Source organism: Amycolatopsis sp. NPDC033938 (assembly GCF_055575975.1).
In genome coordinates, this window is sequence record NZ_JBVIRO010000003.1 from 103,841 (window position 1) to 122,575 (window position 18,735).

An 18,735-nucleotide genomic window follows, 5' to 3' on the forward strand; every position below is an offset into this window, starting at 1 on the left:
GCTTCCGGTCTCGTGCCTGCGGCCTGGCTCGCGGCGAAGTACATGATGGCCCCCTTCCTTGCGCTAGGCGCAATGAAGGGGGCCATCATGTACTGGGGGAAGGGCTCAGCCCGCCGGGTTTCAGTGTCCACAAGGGACACCGCCGGGTGATTGGGTGTCCGATTGATGTCGCTATACGCGGTTTGGCGGAGGGTCGTGAGTGTTAATGAGGGTTAGAACCCTCTTTGCCACTCACGACCCCCGCGCGAAACCGTGCAACTTGCCCAAACCGGGCACGTTTGTCTCGCGCAGTGTCCCTTATGGACAGTCAAGAGCCGGGTGTGGTCCCTTTGCATGAGCCCGCTCCCGCCGGGGCCGCCACGACAGGTTCGCCTTGTCCCGCTCCAACGGTAGAGCCGACCAGCAGTTTGCCCCTCAATCACCCGCGAGACCCGGCGCCTGCCACGCACGAAAACGGGGCCGCGAGCGCAAAGCTCGCGGCCCCGTTCTTTCCCGATATGACTCAGGAAGCCGGTTTGACCTCGGTCTTCGGGTCACCGTCGACCGCGGCGGACAGCTGCGGGACGATCCGGTCGATCACGTACGGCAGGCTCAGCACGGTCACGAACGAGACCGCGCTGCCGTAGGTGCCTTCGTTCTCGATGAAGACCTCGCGCTTTTCCTTCGCCACCTTCAGGCCGCTGTAGAGCGCGTCCTTGCCGAGGATCTCCTGCGCCTTGGCCGGGGTGTCGATGAGCCACACGAGCGCGTCGCGGTCGAGCAGGTCGGTCCGTTCGGCGCTGAGGCTCTTGCCGAACTTGTCACCGATGGCGGCGTCGAGGTCGGCCGGCAGTGTGAAGCCGAGCGATTCGAGGATGTGCGAGCGCCCGTCCTGGCTGCCGTAGACGAAGTAGCCCTCGTAGGTCGACGCCATCAGCGCCGACTTGCCCTGGAACTCCGGGTGCTCCTTGCGGACCTGGGCGAATTTGTCCTCGACACCCTTGACCAGTTCGTTCGCCTTGGTGGCGCGCCCGACGGCCTGGCCGACCTTCTTGGTCGCCTCGTTCCACGGGATGCCGTAGTCGTTGTACTCCTTGGGCTGCGCGACGACCGGGGCGCCGATCTGGCTCAGCTTGTCGTACTGCTCCTTGGTGAGCCCGGAGTACAGCGCGATGATCAGATCCGGCTTCAGCGCGGCGATCTTCTCGTACTGCGGCCCGTCGACGTCCTTGAGGACCTCGGGCAGCGCGGCGCCGCCGAGTTTGCCGGTCGCCCACGGGCCGATGGTGCCGGGGAACTTCCCGAGCCACTCGGTGACCCCGACCGGGACCACGCCGAGGGCGAGCAGCGCGTCCTGCTCGGTCAGGCCGACCGTGACGACACGCTTGGGTTCCTGCGTGATGGTGGTGCTGCCGTACTTGTGCTCGATCGTCGTCGGGAACGCGTTGGCGTCGACCGCGGAACCGGCGGAGTTCTGCGCGGCCGGGGCGGGTGACTCGCCGCCACCTCCGCACGCGGTGAGCGAGGCGGCCAGCACCAGGGAGGACGCCAGCACGCCGGCGGTCTTCAGGCGCCCGCGCACGGCGGAGAGAGTGGGGATTCGGGCCATCGTCCGTCCTTCTTGATCGGCGGTCCGGTGAGATACCGGATTAATCGATATTCAGGTTTGCCTAACCTAAGACGCCGAACGGCCGAATGCAACCGGCCTCGCTGCGTCCCGGATCACGTCCGTGAACGGTTGTCCGACCAGGCCGCCCAAAGCGTTGCGTACCGACCACCGGAGGCCACGAGTTCGTCGTGCGTCCCGCTTTCGACGACCACGCCCGCGTCGAGGACGACGACGCGGTCCGAAGCCGCCGCTTGCGTCAGCCGGTGCGCGACGACGAGCCCGGTGCGGCCTTCGAGGGCGGCCGCCGCGGCGGCTTCGAGCGTTTTGGCGCCCGCGCTCCCGGCTTCGGCGGTGGCCTCGTCGAGGATCGCGATGGGCGGATCCGCGAGGACCAGCCTGGCCAGCGCCAGCTGCTGGGATTGGGTGACTGTCAGCTGATGCCCGCCTTCGCCGACCACCGTCGCGAGACCTTCGCTCAGCGCCTCCGCCCAGTCGCGTGCGCCGACCTTTTCCAGTGCCGCCAGCAAATCCGCGTCGGACGCGCCGGGGCAAGCGAGCCGCAGGTCGTCCGCCAGCGAACCGGCGAAGACGTGCACCTCCTGGCTGATCAGCGCGACGGCCTGCCGGGTGGCGGACGGTCCGAGTTCGTCGAGCGGGACTCCGCCGACGGTGACCGTGCCGGCGGCGGGGGTGTGGATCCCGGCGATCAGCTTGGCCAGTGTCGTCTTCCCGGCGCCGCTCGCGCCGACCAGCGCGACCCGCTCGCCGGGGGCGAGGCTCAGGTCGACGTCGCGCAGTACCGGGTGTCCGTCCACATAGGAGTGCGAGATCCCGGCCACTTTCACCGAGGCGTCAAGGGGTTTCGCGGGCCGCTGCGGCTCCCGCGGGGCGGGGAGATCGGCGACCCCGACCAGCCGGGCGAGGCTCGCCGCGGCCGCCTGCGCGTCGTCCACCAGCGCCAGCGCGGTGTTGATCGGACCGAACAGGCTGTGGAAGTACAACGCCGCCGCGCTCGCCGCGCCGATGGTCACGGCGTTGTCGCCCACCAAGAGGAAACCGGCCGCGAGCATGGCCGAGAGACCGACGAACTCGGCGAGGTTCAGCCTGGCGAAGAACTTGGTCATCAGCCGGACGCCGCGCAGCATGAGTTCCATCGCGCCTTCGGAGCGCTGCCGGACGCGCTCCACGTGGGCGTCGGCGAGGCGGAACGCGCGGACGGTTTTCGCGCCGCCGATCGTGTCGAGCAGCTGCTGTTGCTGCGAACCCGTCGCGATCCGCTGCTTCGCGTACAACGGGACGGCGTTGCGGACGTACCAGCGCACCGTGTGCAGCTGGATCGGGGTCGCCAGCAGCGCCGCCAGGAGGAACCGCCAGTCGAGGACGGCGAGCGCGCCCAGGGTCAGCACGATGGTCAGCACCGAACGGCCCAGTTCGGGCAAGGCCTCGCGGACCGCCCTCGCCACCACCGTGACGTCGTTGGTGACCCGGGCGGTCAGATCGCCGGAGCCCGCCCGTTCGACCTGCTCCAGCGGAAGGCTCAAGGCCCGGTCCACGAACCGCTCCCGCAGTTCCGCCAGCAAGGTTTCGCCGAGCCGCGCGGTCAAGGAAACACCCAGCGCCGTCGCGATCGCCTGCGCGACGGCGACCAGCACCAGCGCCACCACCGGCGTCGTCAGTTCGGTCGCCGGTCGTTTCCCGATGACCAGATCGACGATATGGCCGAGCAGGGGAGCGGTGAGCAGCCCGATCGCGGTCGCGCCGACGAGCATCGCGAGCGCGCCGGTGGCACGGGCCTTCGAGGTGCGGAGCAGTTCGCCGAGAACGGCGCGGATCCGCTTGCCGTCGGCGGTGGGGAGGAGTTCGCGGCTCATGACAGCACCGCCGCGCGGTAGTCGGCGCGGTCGAGCGCGAGTTCGGCGTGGCCGCCTTCGGCCGTGACCCGGCCGTCGTCGAGGACGACGACGCGGTCGGTGACGGCGAGCAGTGCGGGACTCGTGGTCACCAGGATCGTGGTCCGTCCTTGTCGTAACCGGGCGAGCCCGGTGGCGATCTTCGCCTCGGTCACCGTGTCGACCGCCGTCGTGGGGTCGTGGACGACGAGGACCGGCGCCTCCGCGGCGAGCGCGCGGGCGAGGGCGACGCGTTGCCGCTGCCCGCCGGAGAGGGAACGCCCGCGTTCGGTGATCGCGGTTCCGATCCCGTCCGGCAGTGCCTCCGCGACCTCGTCCGCCGCCGACGCGGCCAGCGCCTCGTCATGCGGGAGACCGGCGGCGTGGACGTTCTCCGCCAGCGTTCCTTCGAACAGGTCCGCGTCGTGCGCGGCGACCAGGACGACCTCCCGTACCCGATCGGGGTCCACAGTGGACAGATTGACGCCGTCGACGCGGACCTGCCCCTGCGCCGGGTCGGCCGCGCGGCCGAGGCAGTCGAGCAGATCGGTCGCGGCGGCCGGGTCGGTGGCGACCACACCGACCAGCTGCCCGGCCGGGATGTCGAGGTCGACCCCGCGGAGGCTGCCGTGGAAGACGCCGGTGAGGCGGACGTTCCCGCTGGCGGGCGACGGAAGCTCGCCGTCACCCGCGCCGACCGCCGTCGGAGTGGTCAGCAGGTCGGCGACCCGGGACGCCGACGCGCGGCCCTGCGCCAGTTCGCTGTTGACCCACGAGAAGATCAGGAACGGGGTGAGCAGGAACTGCGCGAGGCCGACCGCCGAGACCAGGTCGCCGACACTGATCGAGCCCGACGACGCGAGATGCCCGCCGACGAGGGCGACGACCGCGATGAAACCGCCGGTCAGCGCGAGCACCGCGCCGTCGTGCCAGGCCTTGGCCTTCGCGGCGCGCAAGGTCGCCTTCAGCGAGTTCTGGCTCGTGTCGCGATAGCGGGCGACGGCGGCCGGTTCGGCGCCGATGCCCTTGAGCACCCGCAGACCGGCGACCAGATCCGTGGCGACCCCCGAAGCGTGCGCGGATCGCTCCTGTTCGGCCTCGCTGCGGCGTTCCAGCGGCTTGCCGATGAGATGCGCGAGGTACAGCAGCGGCGGCGTGCCCAGGAGGACCAGAAGACCCAGCGGCACCGACATGCGCAGCAGGGCCACGGCGCTGACCAGCACTCCGGCGAGCGCGGCGATCCCGAACGGCAGGGCGGCGTTCACGATCCCGACCCGTTGCGCGTCACTGGTGCCGATGTTGACCAATTCGCCTGCCAGCTTGCCGTTTTCGGCGCCACCGCCCGGATGCAGGACACGCCTGCTGATCGCGATCCGGATGTCGTGCGCCGCCCGCAGCGAAGCTCCTTCGGCCGCGCGCGCGGCGAACCGGTAGCTGTAGGACAGTCCCGCGAAGACGACGCCGAGCACGGCGAGCCAGAACACGAGCGTGCCCACCGAGCCACCGGCGACGGCCTGGTCGATCACCACCCCGATGATCACCGGGACGAGTGCTTCACCGCCTTGATGGCCGGCGGCGAGCACGGACGCGAGCGTGACCTGCCGTCGCTGCCCGGAAATCGCCTGGCGCAGCACGCTCCGGCTGGTGGTGGCCGTTGCGGGCACCGGCGCCTCCATCTGGCTCGGGGGTAGGTAAGGCTAGTCTAAGTCGGTAGCTCGTTGAGGTGAACTCCGGCGTTCGGTTAGCCTCGCCTCACTCGAAGGAGGTTCCGTGGTCGTCACCGAACGCCCGCCCGCTGCGGCGTCCCCGCCGAGCGCGGCGGCACGGACGTTCCGCGCCGGTGGTCTCGTGCTCGGGCTCGCCCTGCTGGCGCTGGTGTTCCTGCTCAGCATCTGGGTGGGGTCGAAGAGCATCCCGTTCACCTCGACCTGGTCGGTGCTGTGGCACAACGACGGCTCGACCGACGCGGTGATCATCCACGACCTCCGCATCCCGCGGACCCTGCTGGGCGTGGTCGTCGGCGTGGCGCTCGGCCTGGCGGGCGCGGTGATGCAGGCGCTGACCCGCAACCCGCTCGCCGATCCCGGCCTGCTGGGGGTCAACACCGGCGCCTCGGCCGCGGTCGTTTCGGGGATCGCGTTCGTCGGGGTCAGCGGCGTGCTCGGCTACATCTGGTTCGCCTTCGCCGGGGCGGCGATCGCCTCGGTCGTGGTGTACGTCCTCGGTTCCGCGGGCCGCAGCGCCACGCCGGACCGTCTCGTGCTCGCCGGTGCGGCCGTCATGGCGGTGCTCCAGGCCTACATCGTCGGGATCCTGCTGCTGATGCCCGAGACGTTCAACCAGTTCCGGTTCTGGAACGTCGGTTCGCTGAGCGGCCGCAAATGGGACGTGTTCTGGCAGATCTCGCCGTTCGTGGTGGTCGGCGCGGTCATCGCGCTGCTGCTCGCCCGGCCGCTCAACGTGCTCGCGCTCGGCGACCAGACCGGCAAGGCGCTCGGCGCCCACGTCGGCCGCACCCGGGTACTGGGCGCGATCGTGATCACCCTGCTCTGCGGCGCGGGTACCGCGGCCGTCGGCCCGGTCCTGTTCCTCGGGCTGGCCGTGCCGCACGCCGCGCGCATGCTGGCCGGCCCGGATCAGCGCTGGGTCCTGCCGTATTCGATGCTGCTCGCGCCGATCGCGCTGATCGGCGCCGATGTCGTCGGCCGCGTGCTGAACCCGCCGGAGGAGCTGCAGGCGGGCATCGTCGTCGCGTTCCTCGGCGCGCCGGTGTTCATCGCGCTCTGCCGCCGCCGGAAGCTGGCCCGCCTGTGACCGCGATCAAGGAGCCACCCCGGATGACCACCCGTGTCCTGCGCACCCCGGGCGGCGGACTGTCCCTGCGGGTCACCCCGCGGGCGGCGATCGTCGTCACCCTGCTGGCCGTCGCCGTGTTCTTCGTCGGCGCGGTCAGCATGACCACCGGCGATTACCCGTTGTCCGTCGGTGAGGTCATCCAGACGCTGTTCGGCTTCGGCGACCGGAGCACCGAGTTCATCGTCACCACCCTGCGGCTGCCGCGGCTGCTGACCGCGCTGCTGGTCGGCGGCGCGCTCGCGGTCAGCGGCGCGATCCTGCAGAGCCTTTCCGGAAATCCCTTGGGCAGCCCCGATTTCATCGGCTTCACCGAAGGCGCGGCCGCCGGGGCGCTGCTGACGATCGTCGTGGTTCACGGCGGAATGCTCCAGGTTTCGCTGGGCGCGCTGGTCGGCGGCATCGTGACCGCGGCGCTGATCGCGCTGATCGCGTTCAAACGCGGCGTGCACGCCTTCCGGCTGATCCTCGTCGGCATCGGGGTGAACGCGATGCTCATCGCCTTCAACTCGTACCTGATCACCAGGGCCGCCTGGCAGGACGGCCTGGCGGCGCAGGCGTGGCTGGTCGGCGGGCTCAACGGACGCGGCTGGGAGCACGTCGTCCCGGTCGCGATCGCCATCGCCGTCCTGCTGCCACCCGCCTTCGTCTACGGCAGAAGGCTTTCCCTGCTGGAGATGGGCGACGACTCGGCCAAGGGACTGGGCGTTCCTGTCGAGCGGAGCCGGATCGTGCTCCTCGGCGTCAGTGTCGGGCTGTGCTCGATCGCGACGGCGGCCGCCGGACCGATCTCGTTCCTGGCGCTCGCTGCGCCTCAGCTGGCGAAGCGGCTCACGCGTTCTTCGGGGCCTGGACTCGCCGCGGCCGCGCTGATGGGCATGCTCCTGCTGGTCACCAGCGATCTGATCACCCAGCAGGTGCTCGCGGGCCTGCCCGTCGGTCTCGTGACCGGGGCCATCGGCGGGCTGTACCTGGCGTGGCTGCTGGTGTCCCGGAGAGGCGTCAACCGAGCGGCGCGCTGACGGGTTCGATCGGGGCGGGCTCACCGAAACGGGCCAGCGCCAGCGCCGCCGAGACCGCGAGCACGAAACCGGCCACCGCCACGGCCGCGAAACCGGGTCGCGTGGTGTCGCCGAGCACGAGCACCCCGATCAGTGACGGGAAGACGGTCTCGCCGATCACCATCATCGCGGTCGAGGTGGTGACACTGCCGCGTTGCAGCGCGGTGGCGTAGAACAGCATCGCCATCGCGCCCGCCGCGGCCAGTGTGTAGGTGGCCGGGTCGGTCAGCAGGTCGAGCGGGGCCAGGCTGGGCAGCACACGGCCCGAAAGCGCGACCACGCCGAAGCACAACCCGGCGATCAGGCCCAGCGCCGGGGTCCGGATCCGCCGCGGCGCGCGGCCGGCGAACATCCCCGCGGTGCCGAGGACCACCACCGCGCCGATCAGCACGAGCCGGAAGCCGAACCCGGTCGCCGACGAGCCTTCGCTCTCCGCCGACATCCCGAGCAACGCCAGCCCGGCGCAGACGACCGCGACCGCCGTCCACTCGCGACGTCCCAGCCGGACACCGAGCGTCCGCGCCGCGACCGCGGTCACGGCGAGACTGCCCGCCAGCGCCGCCTGGACCACGAACAACGGCAGCACGCGCAGGGCGACCACCTGGGCGACGAATCCGACGACGTCCAGCGCGAGGCCCGCGACGAACTTCCACTGCCGCAGCACCCGCACGAGAAGCTTGGGATCGACACGGCCTTCGTCGCCCGAAGTCGCCTTCGCGGCGATCGCCTGCATCACCGAAGCGATGCCGTACGCACAGGCCGCGAAGAACGCGCAGATCAATCCCCACCACATGAGGCGTCAGCCTAGTCCTGCCCGGCGGGTAAGGTGGTCGCATGTCGAACACGAGTTCGAGTGCCGTCAAGCCGGTGGGTGCTCGCGCACGTCGTCCAGGAGACCGCACGGCACACCGGGCACCCGGACATCCTGCGGGAACCGGCCGACGGCACCACGGGTGAGTAGCGCCGTAAGGTGTGCGCATGGCTGACAGGCTGTACTTCCGGCAATTGCTCGCGGGCCGCGACTTCGCGGTGGGGGATCCCGTCGCGACACAGATGGTCAACTTCGCCTATCTGATCGGCGATCGGGAGACGAACGAGGCCGTCATCGTCGACCCGGCGTACGCCGTCGGCGATCTGCTTGACCAGCTGGAAGGCGACGGCATGCGCCTCACCGGCGTCCTCGCCACCCATCATCACCCCGATCACGTCGGTGGCGAGATGATGGGCTTCTCGCTGCCGGGGATCGCGGAACTGCTCGAACGCGTCCAGGTGCCGATCCACGTGAACGCCGCCGAGGTCGAGTGGGTCCGCCGGATCACCGGGGTCTCGGAGACCGACCTGCGCTCGCACGAGCACGACGAGGTCCTCCAGGTCGGCGCGGTGCCGATCCGATTGCTGCACACGCCGGGCCACACGCCGGGAAGCCAGTGCTTCCTCGTCGACGGACGCCTCGTTTCGGGGGACACGCTGTTCCTCGAAGGCTGCGGGCGCACCGATTTCCCCGGCGGAGACGCGGAAGCGATCTACCGGAGCCTGCAGTGGCTGGCCGGGCTGGACGGGGATCCGGTCGTCTACCCGGGACACCAGTACTCGGCGGAACCGTCGGCGAACCTCTCGCGCGTGAAGGACACGAACTTCGTCTTCCGGCCGAAGTCGCTGGACGAGTGGCGCTTGATGTTCGGCGGCTGAAAGATGCCTTCAGAGGACTAAATGCGTAGCCCGGGGCGTCCAGATCGCGGGACGCGAGGGGCGTCGATTGACCCGGCGCCGCCCGGAAGCCGAAGCTCGGGGTCGTGACGGTCAAGCTGCATTGGTTCCTGCCCACCACCGGTGACGGCCGGACGATCGTGGAGCACTTCCACGCCAGTCGCGACGCCGGGGCCGCCGCCTCCCGCGAGCCGGACATCGACTACCTCGCCCAGGTCGCCCGCGCCGCCGAGGCCAACGGCTTCGAAGGCGTCCTGACGCCGACGGGGACCTGGTGCGAGGACGCCTGGCTGACGACGGCGGCACTGATCCGGGAGACGAGAACCCTCAAGTTCCTGGTCGCGTTCCGCCCCGGCACGGTCTCGCCGACGCTGGCCGCGCAGATGGCGGGCACCTTCCAGCGGATCTCGCGGGGCCGCGTGCTGCTCAACGTCGTCACCGGTGGCGACACGGTCGAGCAACGCCGCTTCGGTGACTGGCACGATCACGACCAGCGCTACGCCCGCACCGGGGAGTTCCTCGAGATCGTGCGCGGGGTGTGGAGCGGCAAGCCGTTCGACTTCGCGGGCGAGCATCTGAAGGTCGAAGGCGCGACCACGATCGCGGCCCCCGATCCGGTGCCGCCGATCTACTTCGGCGGCTCGTCCCCGGCGGCGCTGCCGATCGCGGCGAAACACGCCGACGTCTACCTGACCTGGGGCGAGCCGCCCGCGCAGGTCGCGGAGAAGATCGCCGAGGTCCGCGAACTCGCCGAAGAACAGGGCCGGAAACTCCGCTTCGGCATCCGGTTGCACACCCTGTCCCGTGACACGTCGGCGGAAGCGTGGGCAGAGGCGGGTAAACTGCTGGACGCGATCGACCCCGAGCGGATCGCCCACACCCAGAAACAGTTGTCCGCCAGCGAATCCGTTGGCCAGCAACGGATGGCGGCCCTGCACGGCGGGAACATCGACGGCGGCGTGCGCGGCCTGGAGGTCTACCCGAACCTGTGGGCCGGAATCGGCTTGGTGCGCGGCGGAGCGGGCACCGCCCTCGTCGGCAGCCATCGTGAGGTCGCCGATCTCATCGAGGAATACCACGCGCATGGCATCGAGGAGTTCGTGCTCTCCGGATACCCGCATCTGGAAGAGGCGTACTGGTTCGGCGAGGGCGTGCGGCCTGAACTGGTCCGGCGAGGGCTCGTCGCGTAAGTCTCACAAGGTGCGCGACAGCGCCAAAGCCGCGGTCCGGACCGCGGGCGCGACGCGGCTGGTGTGCATGCGGTTCGCCCAGCCGGAAATCGACAACGCCGCCACCGCGACGCCTTGCGCGTCGAGCAGCGGACTCGCGGCGCACACGACGCCGACGCCGGATTCCTCGCGCTCGAAAGCGATCCCGTCGCCGCGGACTTTCGCGAGCTGACGGCGCAGCAGACCGGCGGCGGTGATCGTCCGGACGCTCACCCGGGGCAATCCGGCGTCGATCACCTGTGTCACCACGGATTCCGGCGAAAACGCGAGGATGGCCTTCCCGACCCCGGTGGCGTGCGCGGGAAAACGGCCGCCGATCCGTGACGGCAGCGACGGCGCGTCGGGGCCGCGCAGGATGTCGAGATAGACCACCTCTGTGCCTTCCAGTACCGCGAGATGCACGGTATTCCGCGTCGCTTCGCGGAGGTCGGCGAGATACGGGCGCGCCGCCTCGACCAGTCCACGGCGCCGTACCGCCAGCTGGCCGATCTCGAACAGCTTCAGCCCGAGCCGCAGCGCGGAGCCTTCCCGTTCGAGCAGTCCGGTCGTGACCAGGTGGCCGGTGAGCCGGTGGACGGTCGACTTCGCGAGCCCTGTCCGCCGCGCCAGTTCGGAAACACCGAGGGCGTCGTCGCCCGGCCGGAAGGCTGAGAGCAGCGCGGTGACGCGGGCGGCGACGAGGCCGTCCGCACCGGTTCGTTCCTCCTCGTCGTTCCGCCCAGCGGCACGCATGGGTTGAGTGTGCCCTATCCACTCGGGAAACGTCACCTGGTATGGCGCAACGGAAAGCGGTGGCCGCGATCGTCGGCCCCGGGAACATCGGCACCGACCTGCTCGCGAAGCTGCGGCGCAGCGAACACGTCGAGGTGCGGTACATGGTCGGTGTGGACCCGGCCTCGGACGGGTTGGCGAAGGCCGCCGAGCTGGGGCTGGAGACGTCCGCGGAGGGCGTCGACTGGCTGTTGTCCCGCGACGAACTGCCGGACCTGGTCTTCGAAGCGACCTCCGCGAAGGCGCATCTGGCGAACGCGCCGCGCTACGCCGGCGCCGGGATCCGTGCGATCGACCTCACCCCGGCCGCGGTCGGCCCGTTCACCTGCCCGGCCGTCGGCCTGCCCGAACGCCTGGACGTGTCGAACGTCAACCTCATCACCTGCGGCGGCCAGGCCACGATCCCGATCGTGCACGCCGTGTCCCGGGTGACGCCGGTGCCCTACGCCGAGATCGTCGCGTCCGTGTCGTCACGTTCGGCGGGGCCCGGTACGCGGGCGAACATCGACGAGTTCACCGCGACCACCGCGCGCGGGATCGAACTTGTCGGGGGAGCGAGCCGCGGCAAGGCGATCATCATCATCAACCCCGTGGAACCGCCGATGATCATGCGGGACACGGTGTTCTGCGCGATCGACCCGGATACGGACTTCGACGCGGTGACCGAATCCATCCACCGGATGGTCGAAGCGGTGCAGGTCTACGTGCCGGGCTACACGCTCAAGGCGGATCCACAGTTCGACCCGCCGAGGCCGGGATGGAGCGGGCAGGCGCGGGTGGCGGTGTTCCTGGAGGTCGCCGGGAACGGGGACTTCCTGCCGAAGTACGCCGGGAACCTCGACATCATGACGGCCGCGGCCGCCCGCGTCGGTGAGCTGCTGGCGACCCAGGAGGTGGCGGCGTGAAGTGGGATGAGATCGACCGTGAGGTCAGGCTGGTCGACACGAGCCTGCGGGACGGCAGTCACGCGATGGCGCACCAGTTCACCGAGAAGAACGTCCGTGACACCGTCCGGGCGCTGGACGACGGCGGGGTCTCGCTGATCGAGGTCAGCCACGGTGACGGCCTCGGTGGCTCGACCTTCAACTACGGCTTTTCCCTCGTCGACGAACGGAAACTGATCGAAGCGGCGGTCGACGAGGCACGGCACGCGAAGATCGCGGTGCTGCTCCTGCCCGGCCTCGGCACGGTCGCCGATCTGCGGGTGGCGGCCGATCTCGGCGCGGGCGCGGTCCGGATCGCGACGCACTGCACCGAGGCCGACGTCTCCGTCCAGCATTTCGGCGCGGCACGGGAGCTCGGGCTGGAGACGGTCGGTTTCCTGATGCTGTCCCATATGTCCACCCCGGAGGCGCTGGCTGAGCAAGGCCGGATCATGGTCGACGCCGGATGTCAGTGCGTGTACGTCGTCGACTCGGCCGGGGCGCTGATCCTGGAGGAGGCCGCCGACCGGATCGCCGCGCTGGTGGCGGAATTCGGGGACGAGGCGCAGGTCGGCTACCACGGGCACCAGAACCTGAGCTTCGGCGTCGCGAACTCCGTGCTCGCCTATCGCGCCGGCGCCCGGCAGATCGACGGTTCACTGGTGGCGCTCGGCGCGGGCGCGGGCAACTCGCCGACCGAGGTGCTCGCGGCGACGTTCGAACGGCTCGGGATCCGCACCGGCGTAGACAAGGACGTGCTGATGGACGCGGCGGAGAACGTCGTGAAGCCCTACATCACGCGGCTGCCGGTGATGGACCGCTCGTCGATCGTGCAGGGATTCGCGGGCGTGTACTCGAGCTTCCTGCTGCACGCGGAGCGCGCCGCCGAGCGCTACGACGTTCCAGCACACGAGATCCTCTACCGCGTCGGCGCCGCGAAGTACGTGGGCGGACAGGAGGACATGATCATCGACATCGCGCTGCAGCTGGTCGCCGAACGCGGTCAGGGCTGACGGTCGGCACCGAGCACCAGGCGGACGCAATGGTCGATCAGGCGCTCGCGGCTCACCTTGAGCGAGCCGTCGAGGTAGGCGATGAACACGTTGCTCAGCGCGCCGACCAGCCCGATCGAGGTCATCTGGCGCTCGGCCGCGTCACCGTGGGACAGCTGCCCGCTGACCAGTTCGGCGAAGGAGGGCAGGAGCGCGATCCCGCGGGTGGTCAGCGCGGGATCGGTGATCGGCGCGAGCAGCAGCACCCGGCCCTTGCGCGGGTCGTCGAGCATCAATTCCACGAAGGCGCGGACAGCGGCCTTCGCCCGTTCGGCGGGTTCGGCCGTGTCGCTGACCGCGTCGACCAGCGCCTGCCTCGCCTGCTCGCCGATGTGCTCGTAGACCGCGACGACCAGTTCCTCGCGGTCGGTGAAACTCTCGTAGAAGTACCGCTCGGTGAGCTTGGCGTGGCGGCACACCGCGCGCACGCTCACCCCGGCGCTGCCCTGGGTGCCGAGCAGGTCGAGGCCGGCCTCGACGAGTTGTTCCCGGCGGGCGGCCTTGCGGTCGTCCAGCGTGGTGCCTGCCCAGCTTCGGCCGGCCATGATCGGCTCCTCTTGTTGACTACGGCCGTTGTCAACTTTACTCTGACAACAGTTGTGGTCAATTTAACCAGCTCACTGAGGAGACCGGGGATGACACAGCCACGGCCGCTCGGACCGGATTCGCTGACCTGGAAGTACTTCGGCGACTGGCGTGGCCTGCTCATCGCGCTCTGGGCCGGATCCATGCAGAACATGCACCCCGAGCTGGGCGCGGGCGTCGAGGAGCACTCGCGGTTCTTCGAGGAGCGCTGGCAGCGGTTGTTCCGCTCGCTGTACCCGATCGGGGGAGTGATCTACGACGGTCCGCGCGCGCGGCAGACCGCGCTGGAGGTGCGCGGGTACCACGATCGGATCAAGGGCGTCGACAAACACGGGCGGCGCTATCACGCGCTCAACCCGGACACGTTCTACTGGGCGCACTCGACGTTCTTCGTGAGCGCCATCCTCATCGCCGACAACTTCTGCGGTGGCATCGGCGAGCAGGAGAAGCGGAAGCTGTTCGACGAGCACGTCCAGTGGTACGAGATGTACGGCATGAGCATGCGCCCGGTGCCGGAGTCCTGGGAGGACTTCCAGCTGTACTGGAAGCGCATGTGCGAGGACGTCCTGGAGGACAACAAGGCCACGCGCGACGTCCTCGACATCAAGGACCTCCCGAAGCCGAATTTCCTGCCGCGGCTGCCGGATTTCGTGTGGAAGCTCGTGCGCGGGCCGGTGGCACGGAACTTCGTCTGGCTGACCGTCGGCCTGTACGACCCGCCGATCCGCGACCGGCTCGGCTACACCTGGACCGAACGCGACGAGCGACGGCACCGTCGCGTGGGAAAGCTGATCAACGCGGTGTTCAAGCTGGTTCCGCGCGACCGTCGCTACCACCCCCGCGCCCGGGCGGGCTGGCGCCGGGAGCGCGGCGAACTGGCCATGGACGCGCCGTTGGTCGAGACTCCCGCGAGGAACCTTCCGCCGCTTTCGGAGCGGGGCAAACCCGAGCACTACTCACCGAACGTCTGACGAGGAGCCTCGATGAAGCTTGGTTACCACCTCGGTTACTGGTCCTCCGGCCCGCCGGAGGGCGCGCTGGACGCTGTCTTGAAGGCCGAAGAACTCGGCTTCGATTCCGTGTGGACCGCCGAGGGATACGGCTCCGACGCGTTCACCCCGCTCGCCTGGTGGGGCGCGTCGACCAGCCGGATCAAGCTCGGCACGAACATCGTCCAGATGTCGGCGCGCACCCCGACCGCGACGGCCATGCACGCGCTGACCCTGGATCACCTGTCCGGCGGCCGGTTCGTGCTCGGGCTCGGCGCGTCCGGGCCGCAGGTGGTCGAGGGCTGGTACGGGCAGCCGTATCCGAAACCGCTGGCCCGCACGCGCGAGTACGTCGACATCGTGCGGAAGGTCGTCGCCCGTGAAGCGCCGGTGACTCACGACGGACAGCATTTCCAGTTGCCGCTGCAAGGCGGAACCGGACTGGGGAAGCCGCTGAAGTCCACAGTGCACCCGTTCCGCAAGGAGATCCCGATCTTCCTCGCCGCGGAGGGGCCGAAGAACGTGGCGCTGTCGGCGGAGATCTGCGACGGCTGGCTCCCGCTGTTCTTCTCACCCAAGAGCGACGGCTTCTACCGGACCGCGCTGCAGGAGGGCTTCTCCCGCCCCGGTGCCCGCCACGGTTTCGACGACTTCGAGGTCGCCGCGTCCGTCCCCGTGCTCGTCCACGACGACGTCGAGGAGGCGGCGAGCTGGATCAAGCCGTCGCTGGCGCTCTACATCGGCGGCATGGGCGCGAAATCGGTCAACTTCCACCACGACGTCTTCGCCCGGATGGGGTACGAGGACGTCGCCGACAAGGTCCAGGAGCTGTACCTGGCCGGCCGGAAGGACGAGGCGACCGCCGCGATCCCGACGTCACTGGTCGAGGACACGTCTCTGATCGGACCGGCGGAGAAGATCCGGGACGAACTCGCCGCCTGGAAGGAGACCGTGGTGACCACGCTGCTGCTGCGGGGCGATGCCGCCACCCTCGCCAAGGTCGCGGAGACCCTCGCGTAGCCGCTCTCGTGAGTGGTGACGACGGTTCTCTTGAGGGGTAAGGGAAAGTTGTCGTGAGTGTGGGCGGCCTGTGCGCGGGGGTAGCGGGCAGAGCGAAGGCGTGACTCGCGTGCCTGGACCGCGCACTCGGGTGTTCCGACTCTGAGCTCGCGAGTTGCGGTTTCAGGCACGCGAGATCGGTCTTTGAGCACGCGAGTGCGGAGTTCCGTCACCTAGGCCACCTCCTGCCCGAGCAATCCACTTTGGCTTGTCCTTCGATAGGACTGGTGGCAACTTGAGGGGTCTCGATCTTCCCGGACAGCTACTTGGTGGCTTGGCCTACGCTGCTTGCTGCCGGTTTAGGTACTCGATGTAGACCTCGTTGGGGGTCTTGTAGTCGAGTCCTGAGTGGAGACGTTGGTTATTGTAGCGCAGTTCTACGTATGCTGCGATATCTGCGATGTCCTGTTTTCGTGTTGTGTAAATCACGCGATGGGCTCGCTCGTTTTTCAGGGTGCCGAAGAATGATTCGGCCCGGCTGTTGTCGTACTAGATTCCTGTGTGTCCGACGGAGTGCCGGATGCCGAGAGATCGGAGTGTGTTCGCGAATTGGGTGGACACGTAGTTGCTGCCGCGGTCGGTGTGGAATATCGCTCCGGGTTTGATTGAGTAGTTCCGGACGGCCATGTGGATGGCTTTCTCGATCAGGGGTGTTCGGTAGTTGTCGTCCATGGTCCATCCGATGACCGCTTTGGTGTGGCAGTCGATGACGGTTGCTAGATAGACCCATCCTTCCCAGGTGGGAATGTAGGTGATATCGCCGACCATTTTCTCGCATGGCGCGTCCGCGCTGAAGTCCCGGCACAGCAGGTCCGGCAGGATCGCCGGGCCGCCGTCGGTCAGTGCCGGCCGCCAGGGCTTGGGCTGGCAGGGTTCCAGGCCCTGGCCTCGCATGATCTGGCGAACCAGTTCGGGGGTGCACCGCTCGCCCTGGCGCTCTAGCTGGGCGTGGATGCGGCGGTGACGGTAGGTCTCGTCCGAGTCGGTGAAGATCTTGGTGATCAGCCCTGCGAGATACTGCCTGCGCCGGGCGGTCTCTGATTCCGGCCGGGTACGCCATTCATAGAAGCCCGATTTCGACACTTCAAGCAATGAGCACATTGTCACGACAGGCAACGGTCTTCCTGTGGTCTGACTGAAGACGTCCTTTTCCGTGTCGATGAACTCGTAGAGTTCTGTTATCGATAGTCGCTGGCGAAGAAGGCTGCGGCTTTTCCCGGGAACTCACGTTCCGTGCGCAGTTCCCGGACTTCTTTTTCCAGTTCCCGCAACCGGGCACGTTCTGAGATCGTCAATGGTGGCTCATCGGCGGCGTGGTCGCGGCGATACGCGTTAACCCAATTGCGCAGGGTCTGCTCGCTGACACCGATTTCCCGAGCGACCGCCGAAACAGGACGTGTCGACTCGACCACCGACTTTGCCGTCTCCTCCTTGAGCTCAGGAGTAAACGACCGACGACTCTTCTTAGACACGGACACCCTCTCTTCCGGACATGAACTCTAGTTGGTCCGCTGTCCGGAAGGACCGAGGCCGCTCAACTCTCGCGTTCGGTGCGTCGGTCTATGTCCTGAGGTGCATGGTGTTGCGTCTCGGAGCCCCGGTGGGGTCGAGATAAGCGGGTGGGGTGAACTCCGGCAGCCCGTCTTGGGCGATGGTGACTTTCCATTCGCTGTGGTGGATCAGCCGGTGGTGCTTCGTGCACAGCAGCACCAAATTGTCGATCTTCGTTTCGCCGTGGTGGCGCCAGAAGACGATGTGGTGTGCGGTGCAGCGGGGTACCGGCATGTCGCAGCCGGGGAAGGCGCAGCCACCGTCGCGGAGGGTCAACGCGTACTTCTGGGCCAGCGACACCGTCCGTTTGGATCGGCCGATGTCGAGGGGTTCGCCGGCGGTACCCAGAACGTCGGGCCGGACACGGGCATCGCAGGCGAGGATGCGGGCGTCGGTGGCGCTGATCGGCCCGACCAGGTCCAGGTGTGCTTCACCGATGTCCCGGATCAGGTCCTCGTAGGACATGGTGACGAGGATGTGGGTGGCTTCCCCGGCCTGGCCGGGGAGATTCCGGCTGGTGGTCTTGAGACGCACGTAGTCGGTGAAGGCGTCCCCGTAGCGTTCGTCCTGGGTGCGGGAGTCGCGGACCCCGTCGATGGCCTTGTGGGGTTTGGCCATCGGGTCGAGGTCGGACTTCAACCGCGCATACGTCTCGAGATCCAGCCGGGCCTTGAGCCCGAGTGTGCCGTCGCGGTGTTTGACGAACCGCAACTCCGGCCGCGTGTCCTTCGGATCCTCGCTCCGGGGCTCTTTCCCGTCGGGATCCAGCTTGTCCAAGAGTCGTCGCCCGGCACGGGCGATCTGCCGAGGCCCGGCACGCCGGGCCAAGTCGACGAGAATCTTCTCCCCGCCCCGCACCGCCTCCTCCGGGACGGTGGACGGGATGCGGGTGAGGGTGCGGATGATCGCGTCGATCTGCGCACCCCCGATCGCACCTTCGGCGGCGGCTTCGGCGGTCAACGGTGCCAGTGGTGGCTGGGGGTCTCCGCCGATAGACGGCCCGGGATGCAACGCCAGAACCCGATCGGCCCGGGCCCCGGCTTCCTGGTCGGTCACCTGGAAGTCTTCGAAGATCATCGCCGCCAACGTCGAATGACCCGAGCAGCCGCGGATACCGCGGGAATTGATTTCCGCGAGGATCGCGTACTGCTCCGCCTCCAACTGCCGCTTCAACACCTCGATTTCCTGCTTCCGGGCATGCAGCGTCGCAGTGTCGGCACGCCACCACTCGGAGCGCACCACCTGGGGACTGTTTTCGCTGGCCACGACCCCAACAATACCCGCGCTCGAACACCTGTGCTATCGCATATTCAGACTATAAGGAAGCAAGCAGCGGCCGAGAAAACTGCGCAGAGCGGCAACTTACAAAACGCGTAGGCGCCTTCGCTGCGAAGCTTTCCGAAAGGCCTCTCACGAGACCGGACCTTTCGTGGGTTGCGATGGTGAGCCCGCTCACGTAGCGTCCCGGTCACGAACAT

Annotated in this window: 15 protein-coding genes and 2 pseudogenes; 9 read left to right on the forward strand and 8 right to left on the reverse strand. The window is 68.6% G+C overall.

The genetic code is table 11. From position 1 onward, the window contains the following. Nucleotides 1–502: 502 nt before the first annotated feature. The 3 genes from ACZ5ZX_RS10400 to ACZ5ZX_RS10410 form a co-directional block, all read right to left on the reverse strand. Nucleotides 503–1,588: an iron-siderophore ABC transporter substrate-binding protein gene (locus ACZ5ZX_RS10400; protein WP_465501716.1), complete on the reverse strand. Its 1,086-nt coding sequence runs from the start codon at nt 1,586–1,588 to the stop codon at nt 503–505. Nucleotides 1,589–1,701: 113 nt separating this feature from the next. Then, entirely contained in the window at nt 1,702–3,459 is a 1,758-nt protein-coding gene (locus tag ACZ5ZX_RS10405; protein ID WP_465501717.1) for an ABC transporter ATP-binding protein, read from the reverse strand. Then, nucleotides 3,456–5,141 (reverse strand): ABC transporter ATP-binding protein, encoded by a 1,686-nt coding sequence (locus tag ACZ5ZX_RS10410; protein ID WP_465501718.1) that lies wholly within the window; start codon nt 5,139–5,141, stop codon nt 3,456–3,458. The genes ACZ5ZX_RS10405 and ACZ5ZX_RS10410 overlap by 4 nt, the downstream gene beginning before the upstream one ends. A 106-nt stretch (nt 5,142–5,247) precedes the next feature. Between ACZ5ZX_RS10410 and ACZ5ZX_RS10415 the strand changes: the two genes are divergently transcribed. Both ACZ5ZX_RS10415 and ACZ5ZX_RS10420 read left to right on the forward strand, forming a co-directional pair. Continuing rightward, nucleotides 5,248–6,291 carry a FecCD family ABC transporter permease gene (locus ACZ5ZX_RS10415; protein ID WP_465501719.1) on the forward strand — a complete coding sequence of 348 codons (1,044 nt, stop codon included), beginning with the start codon at nt 5,248–5,250 and terminating at the stop codon, nt 6,289–6,291. Between the two features lie 23 nt (nt 6,292–6,314). Beyond that, nucleotides 6,315–7,352 (forward strand): FecCD family ABC transporter permease, encoded by a 1,038-nt coding sequence (locus ACZ5ZX_RS10420; RefSeq protein WP_465501720.1) that lies wholly within the window; start codon nt 6,315–6,317, stop codon nt 7,350–7,352. Here ACZ5ZX_RS10420 and ACZ5ZX_RS10425 read toward each other — a convergent pair. Beyond that, nucleotides 7,333–8,184, reverse strand: coding sequence for a DMT family transporter (locus ACZ5ZX_RS10425; RefSeq protein ID WP_465501721.1), 852 nt, complete (start codon nt 8,182–8,184; stop codon nt 7,333–7,335). The two genes, ACZ5ZX_RS10420 and ACZ5ZX_RS10425, sit on opposite strands and share 20 nt — an antisense overlap. A gap of 51 nt (nt 8,185–8,235) precedes the next feature. Between ACZ5ZX_RS10425 and ACZ5ZX_RS10430 the strand changes: the two are divergent. The 3 genes and pseudogenes from ACZ5ZX_RS10430 to ACZ5ZX_RS10440 all read left to right on the forward strand — a co-directional run. Beyond that, a pseudogene (locus ACZ5ZX_RS10430) lies at nt 8,236–8,352 on the forward strand (mycothiol transferase); the annotation flags it as partial. Nucleotides 8,353–8,369: 17 nt separating this feature from the next. Next, nucleotides 8,370–9,080: an MBL fold metallo-hydrolase gene (locus tag ACZ5ZX_RS10435; RefSeq protein WP_465501722.1), complete on the forward strand. Its 711-nt coding sequence runs from the start codon at nt 8,370–8,372 to the stop codon at nt 9,078–9,080. A 104-nt stretch (nt 9,081–9,184) separates the two neighbouring features. Beyond that, nucleotides 9,185–10,288: an LLM class flavin-dependent oxidoreductase gene (locus tag ACZ5ZX_RS10440; protein WP_465501723.1), complete on the forward strand. Its 1,104-nt coding sequence runs from the start codon at nt 9,185–9,187 to the stop codon at nt 10,286–10,288. A gap of 3 nt (nt 10,289–10,291) precedes the next feature. On the opposite strand, the gene ACZ5ZX_RS10445 is transcribed toward ACZ5ZX_RS10440, so the two are convergent. Beyond that, a complete protein-coding gene (locus ACZ5ZX_RS10445) occupies nt 10,292–11,059 on the reverse strand; it encodes an IclR family transcriptional regulator (protein WP_465501724.1) in 768 nt (255 codons plus the stop codon). A 41-nt stretch (nt 11,060–11,100) separates the two neighbouring features. Between ACZ5ZX_RS10445 and ACZ5ZX_RS10450 the strand changes: the two genes are divergently transcribed. Both ACZ5ZX_RS10450 and dmpG read left to right on the forward strand, forming a co-directional pair. Then, nucleotides 11,101–12,003 carry an acetaldehyde dehydrogenase (acetylating) gene (locus ACZ5ZX_RS10450; RefSeq protein WP_465501725.1) on the forward strand — a complete coding sequence of 301 codons (903 nt, stop codon included), beginning with the start codon at nt 11,101–11,103 and terminating at the stop codon, nt 12,001–12,003. Next, nucleotides 12,000–13,034 carry a 4-hydroxy-2-oxovalerate aldolase gene (dmpG, locus tag ACZ5ZX_RS10455; RefSeq protein WP_465501726.1) on the forward strand — a complete coding sequence of 345 codons (1,035 nt, stop codon included), beginning with the start codon at nt 12,000–12,002 and terminating at the stop codon, nt 13,032–13,034. Before ACZ5ZX_RS10450 ends, dmpG begins: the two co-directional genes overlap by 4 nt. Here dmpG and ACZ5ZX_RS10460 read toward each other — a convergent pair. Further along, nucleotides 13,025–13,618: a TetR/AcrR family transcriptional regulator gene (locus tag ACZ5ZX_RS10460; protein WP_465501727.1), complete on the reverse strand. Its 594-nt coding sequence runs from the start codon at nt 13,616–13,618 to the stop codon at nt 13,025–13,027. The genes dmpG and ACZ5ZX_RS10460 overlap by 10 nt on opposite strands. A gap of 90 nt (nt 13,619–13,708) precedes the next feature. On the opposite strand from ACZ5ZX_RS10460, the gene ACZ5ZX_RS10465 reads away from it, so the two are divergent. Together ACZ5ZX_RS10465 and ACZ5ZX_RS10470 are read left to right on the forward strand one after the other, a co-directional pair. Further along, nucleotides 13,709–14,629 carry an oxygenase MpaB family protein gene (locus tag ACZ5ZX_RS10465; protein WP_465501728.1) on the forward strand — a complete coding sequence of 307 codons (921 nt, stop codon included), beginning with the start codon at nt 13,709–13,711 and terminating at the stop codon, nt 14,627–14,629. 12 nt (nt 14,630–14,641) lie between these two features. Beyond that, nucleotides 14,642–15,667 carry an LLM class F420-dependent oxidoreductase gene (locus ACZ5ZX_RS10470; protein ID WP_465501729.1) on the forward strand — a complete coding sequence of 342 codons (1,026 nt, stop codon included), beginning with the start codon at nt 14,642–14,644 and terminating at the stop codon, nt 15,665–15,667. A gap of 318 nt (nt 15,668–15,985) precedes the next feature. Here ACZ5ZX_RS10470 and ACZ5ZX_RS10475 read toward each other — a convergent pair. Both ACZ5ZX_RS10475 and ACZ5ZX_RS10480 read right to left on the reverse strand, forming a co-directional pair. After that, nucleotides 15,986–17,178: pseudogene (locus ACZ5ZX_RS10475) on the reverse strand (IS3 family transposase). A gap of 88 nt (nt 17,179–17,266) precedes the next feature. Beyond that, on the reverse strand, nt 17,267–18,523 hold the full coding sequence (locus tag ACZ5ZX_RS10480; protein ID WP_465501730.1) for an HNH endonuclease signature motif containing protein: 1,257 nt from the start codon (nt 18,521–18,523) through the stop codon (nt 17,267–17,269). Between the last annotated feature and the right edge of the window lie 212 nt (nt 18,524–18,735).

What these genes read in the sequence shown, in the direction of transcription:
- ACZ5ZX_RS10445 (WP_465501724.1), bottom strand. Translation starts at nt 11,059, where the DNA reads ATGCGTGCCGCTGGGCGGAACGACGAGGAGGAACGAACCGGTGCGGAC.
- ACZ5ZX_RS10435 (WP_465501722.1), top strand. Translation starts at nt 8,370, where the DNA reads ATGGCTGACAGGCTGTACTTCCGGCAATTGCTCGCGGGCCGCGACTTC.
- ACZ5ZX_RS10470 (WP_465501729.1), top strand. Translation starts at nt 14,642, where the DNA reads ATGAAGCTTGGTTACCACCTCGGTTACTGGTCCTCCGGCCCGCCGGAG.
- ACZ5ZX_RS10425 (WP_465501721.1), bottom strand. Translation starts at nt 8,184, where the DNA reads ATGTGGTGGGGATTGATCTGCGCGTTCTTCGCGGCCTGTGCGTACGGC.
- ACZ5ZX_RS10400 (WP_465501716.1), bottom strand. Translation starts at nt 1,588, where the DNA reads ATGGCCCGAATCCCCACTCTCTCCGCCGTGCGCGGGCGCCTGAAGACC.
- ACZ5ZX_RS10460 (WP_465501727.1), bottom strand. Translation starts at nt 13,618, where the DNA reads ATGGCCGGCCGAAGCTGGGCAGGCACCACGCTGGACGACCGCAAGGCC.
- ACZ5ZX_RS10465 (WP_465501728.1), top strand. Translation starts at nt 13,709, where the DNA reads ATGACACAGCCACGGCCGCTCGGACCGGATTCGCTGACCTGGAAGTAC.
- ACZ5ZX_RS10420 (WP_465501720.1), top strand. Translation starts at nt 6,315, where the DNA reads ATGACCACCCGTGTCCTGCGCACCCCGGGCGGCGGACTGTCCCTGCGG.
- ACZ5ZX_RS10405 (WP_465501717.1), bottom strand. Translation starts at nt 3,459, where the DNA reads ATGAGCCGCGAACTCCTCCCCACCGCCGACGGCAAGCGGATCCGCGCC.
- ACZ5ZX_RS10450 (WP_465501725.1), top strand. Translation starts at nt 11,101, where the DNA reads ATGGCGCAACGGAAAGCGGTGGCCGCGATCGTCGGCCCCGGGAACATC.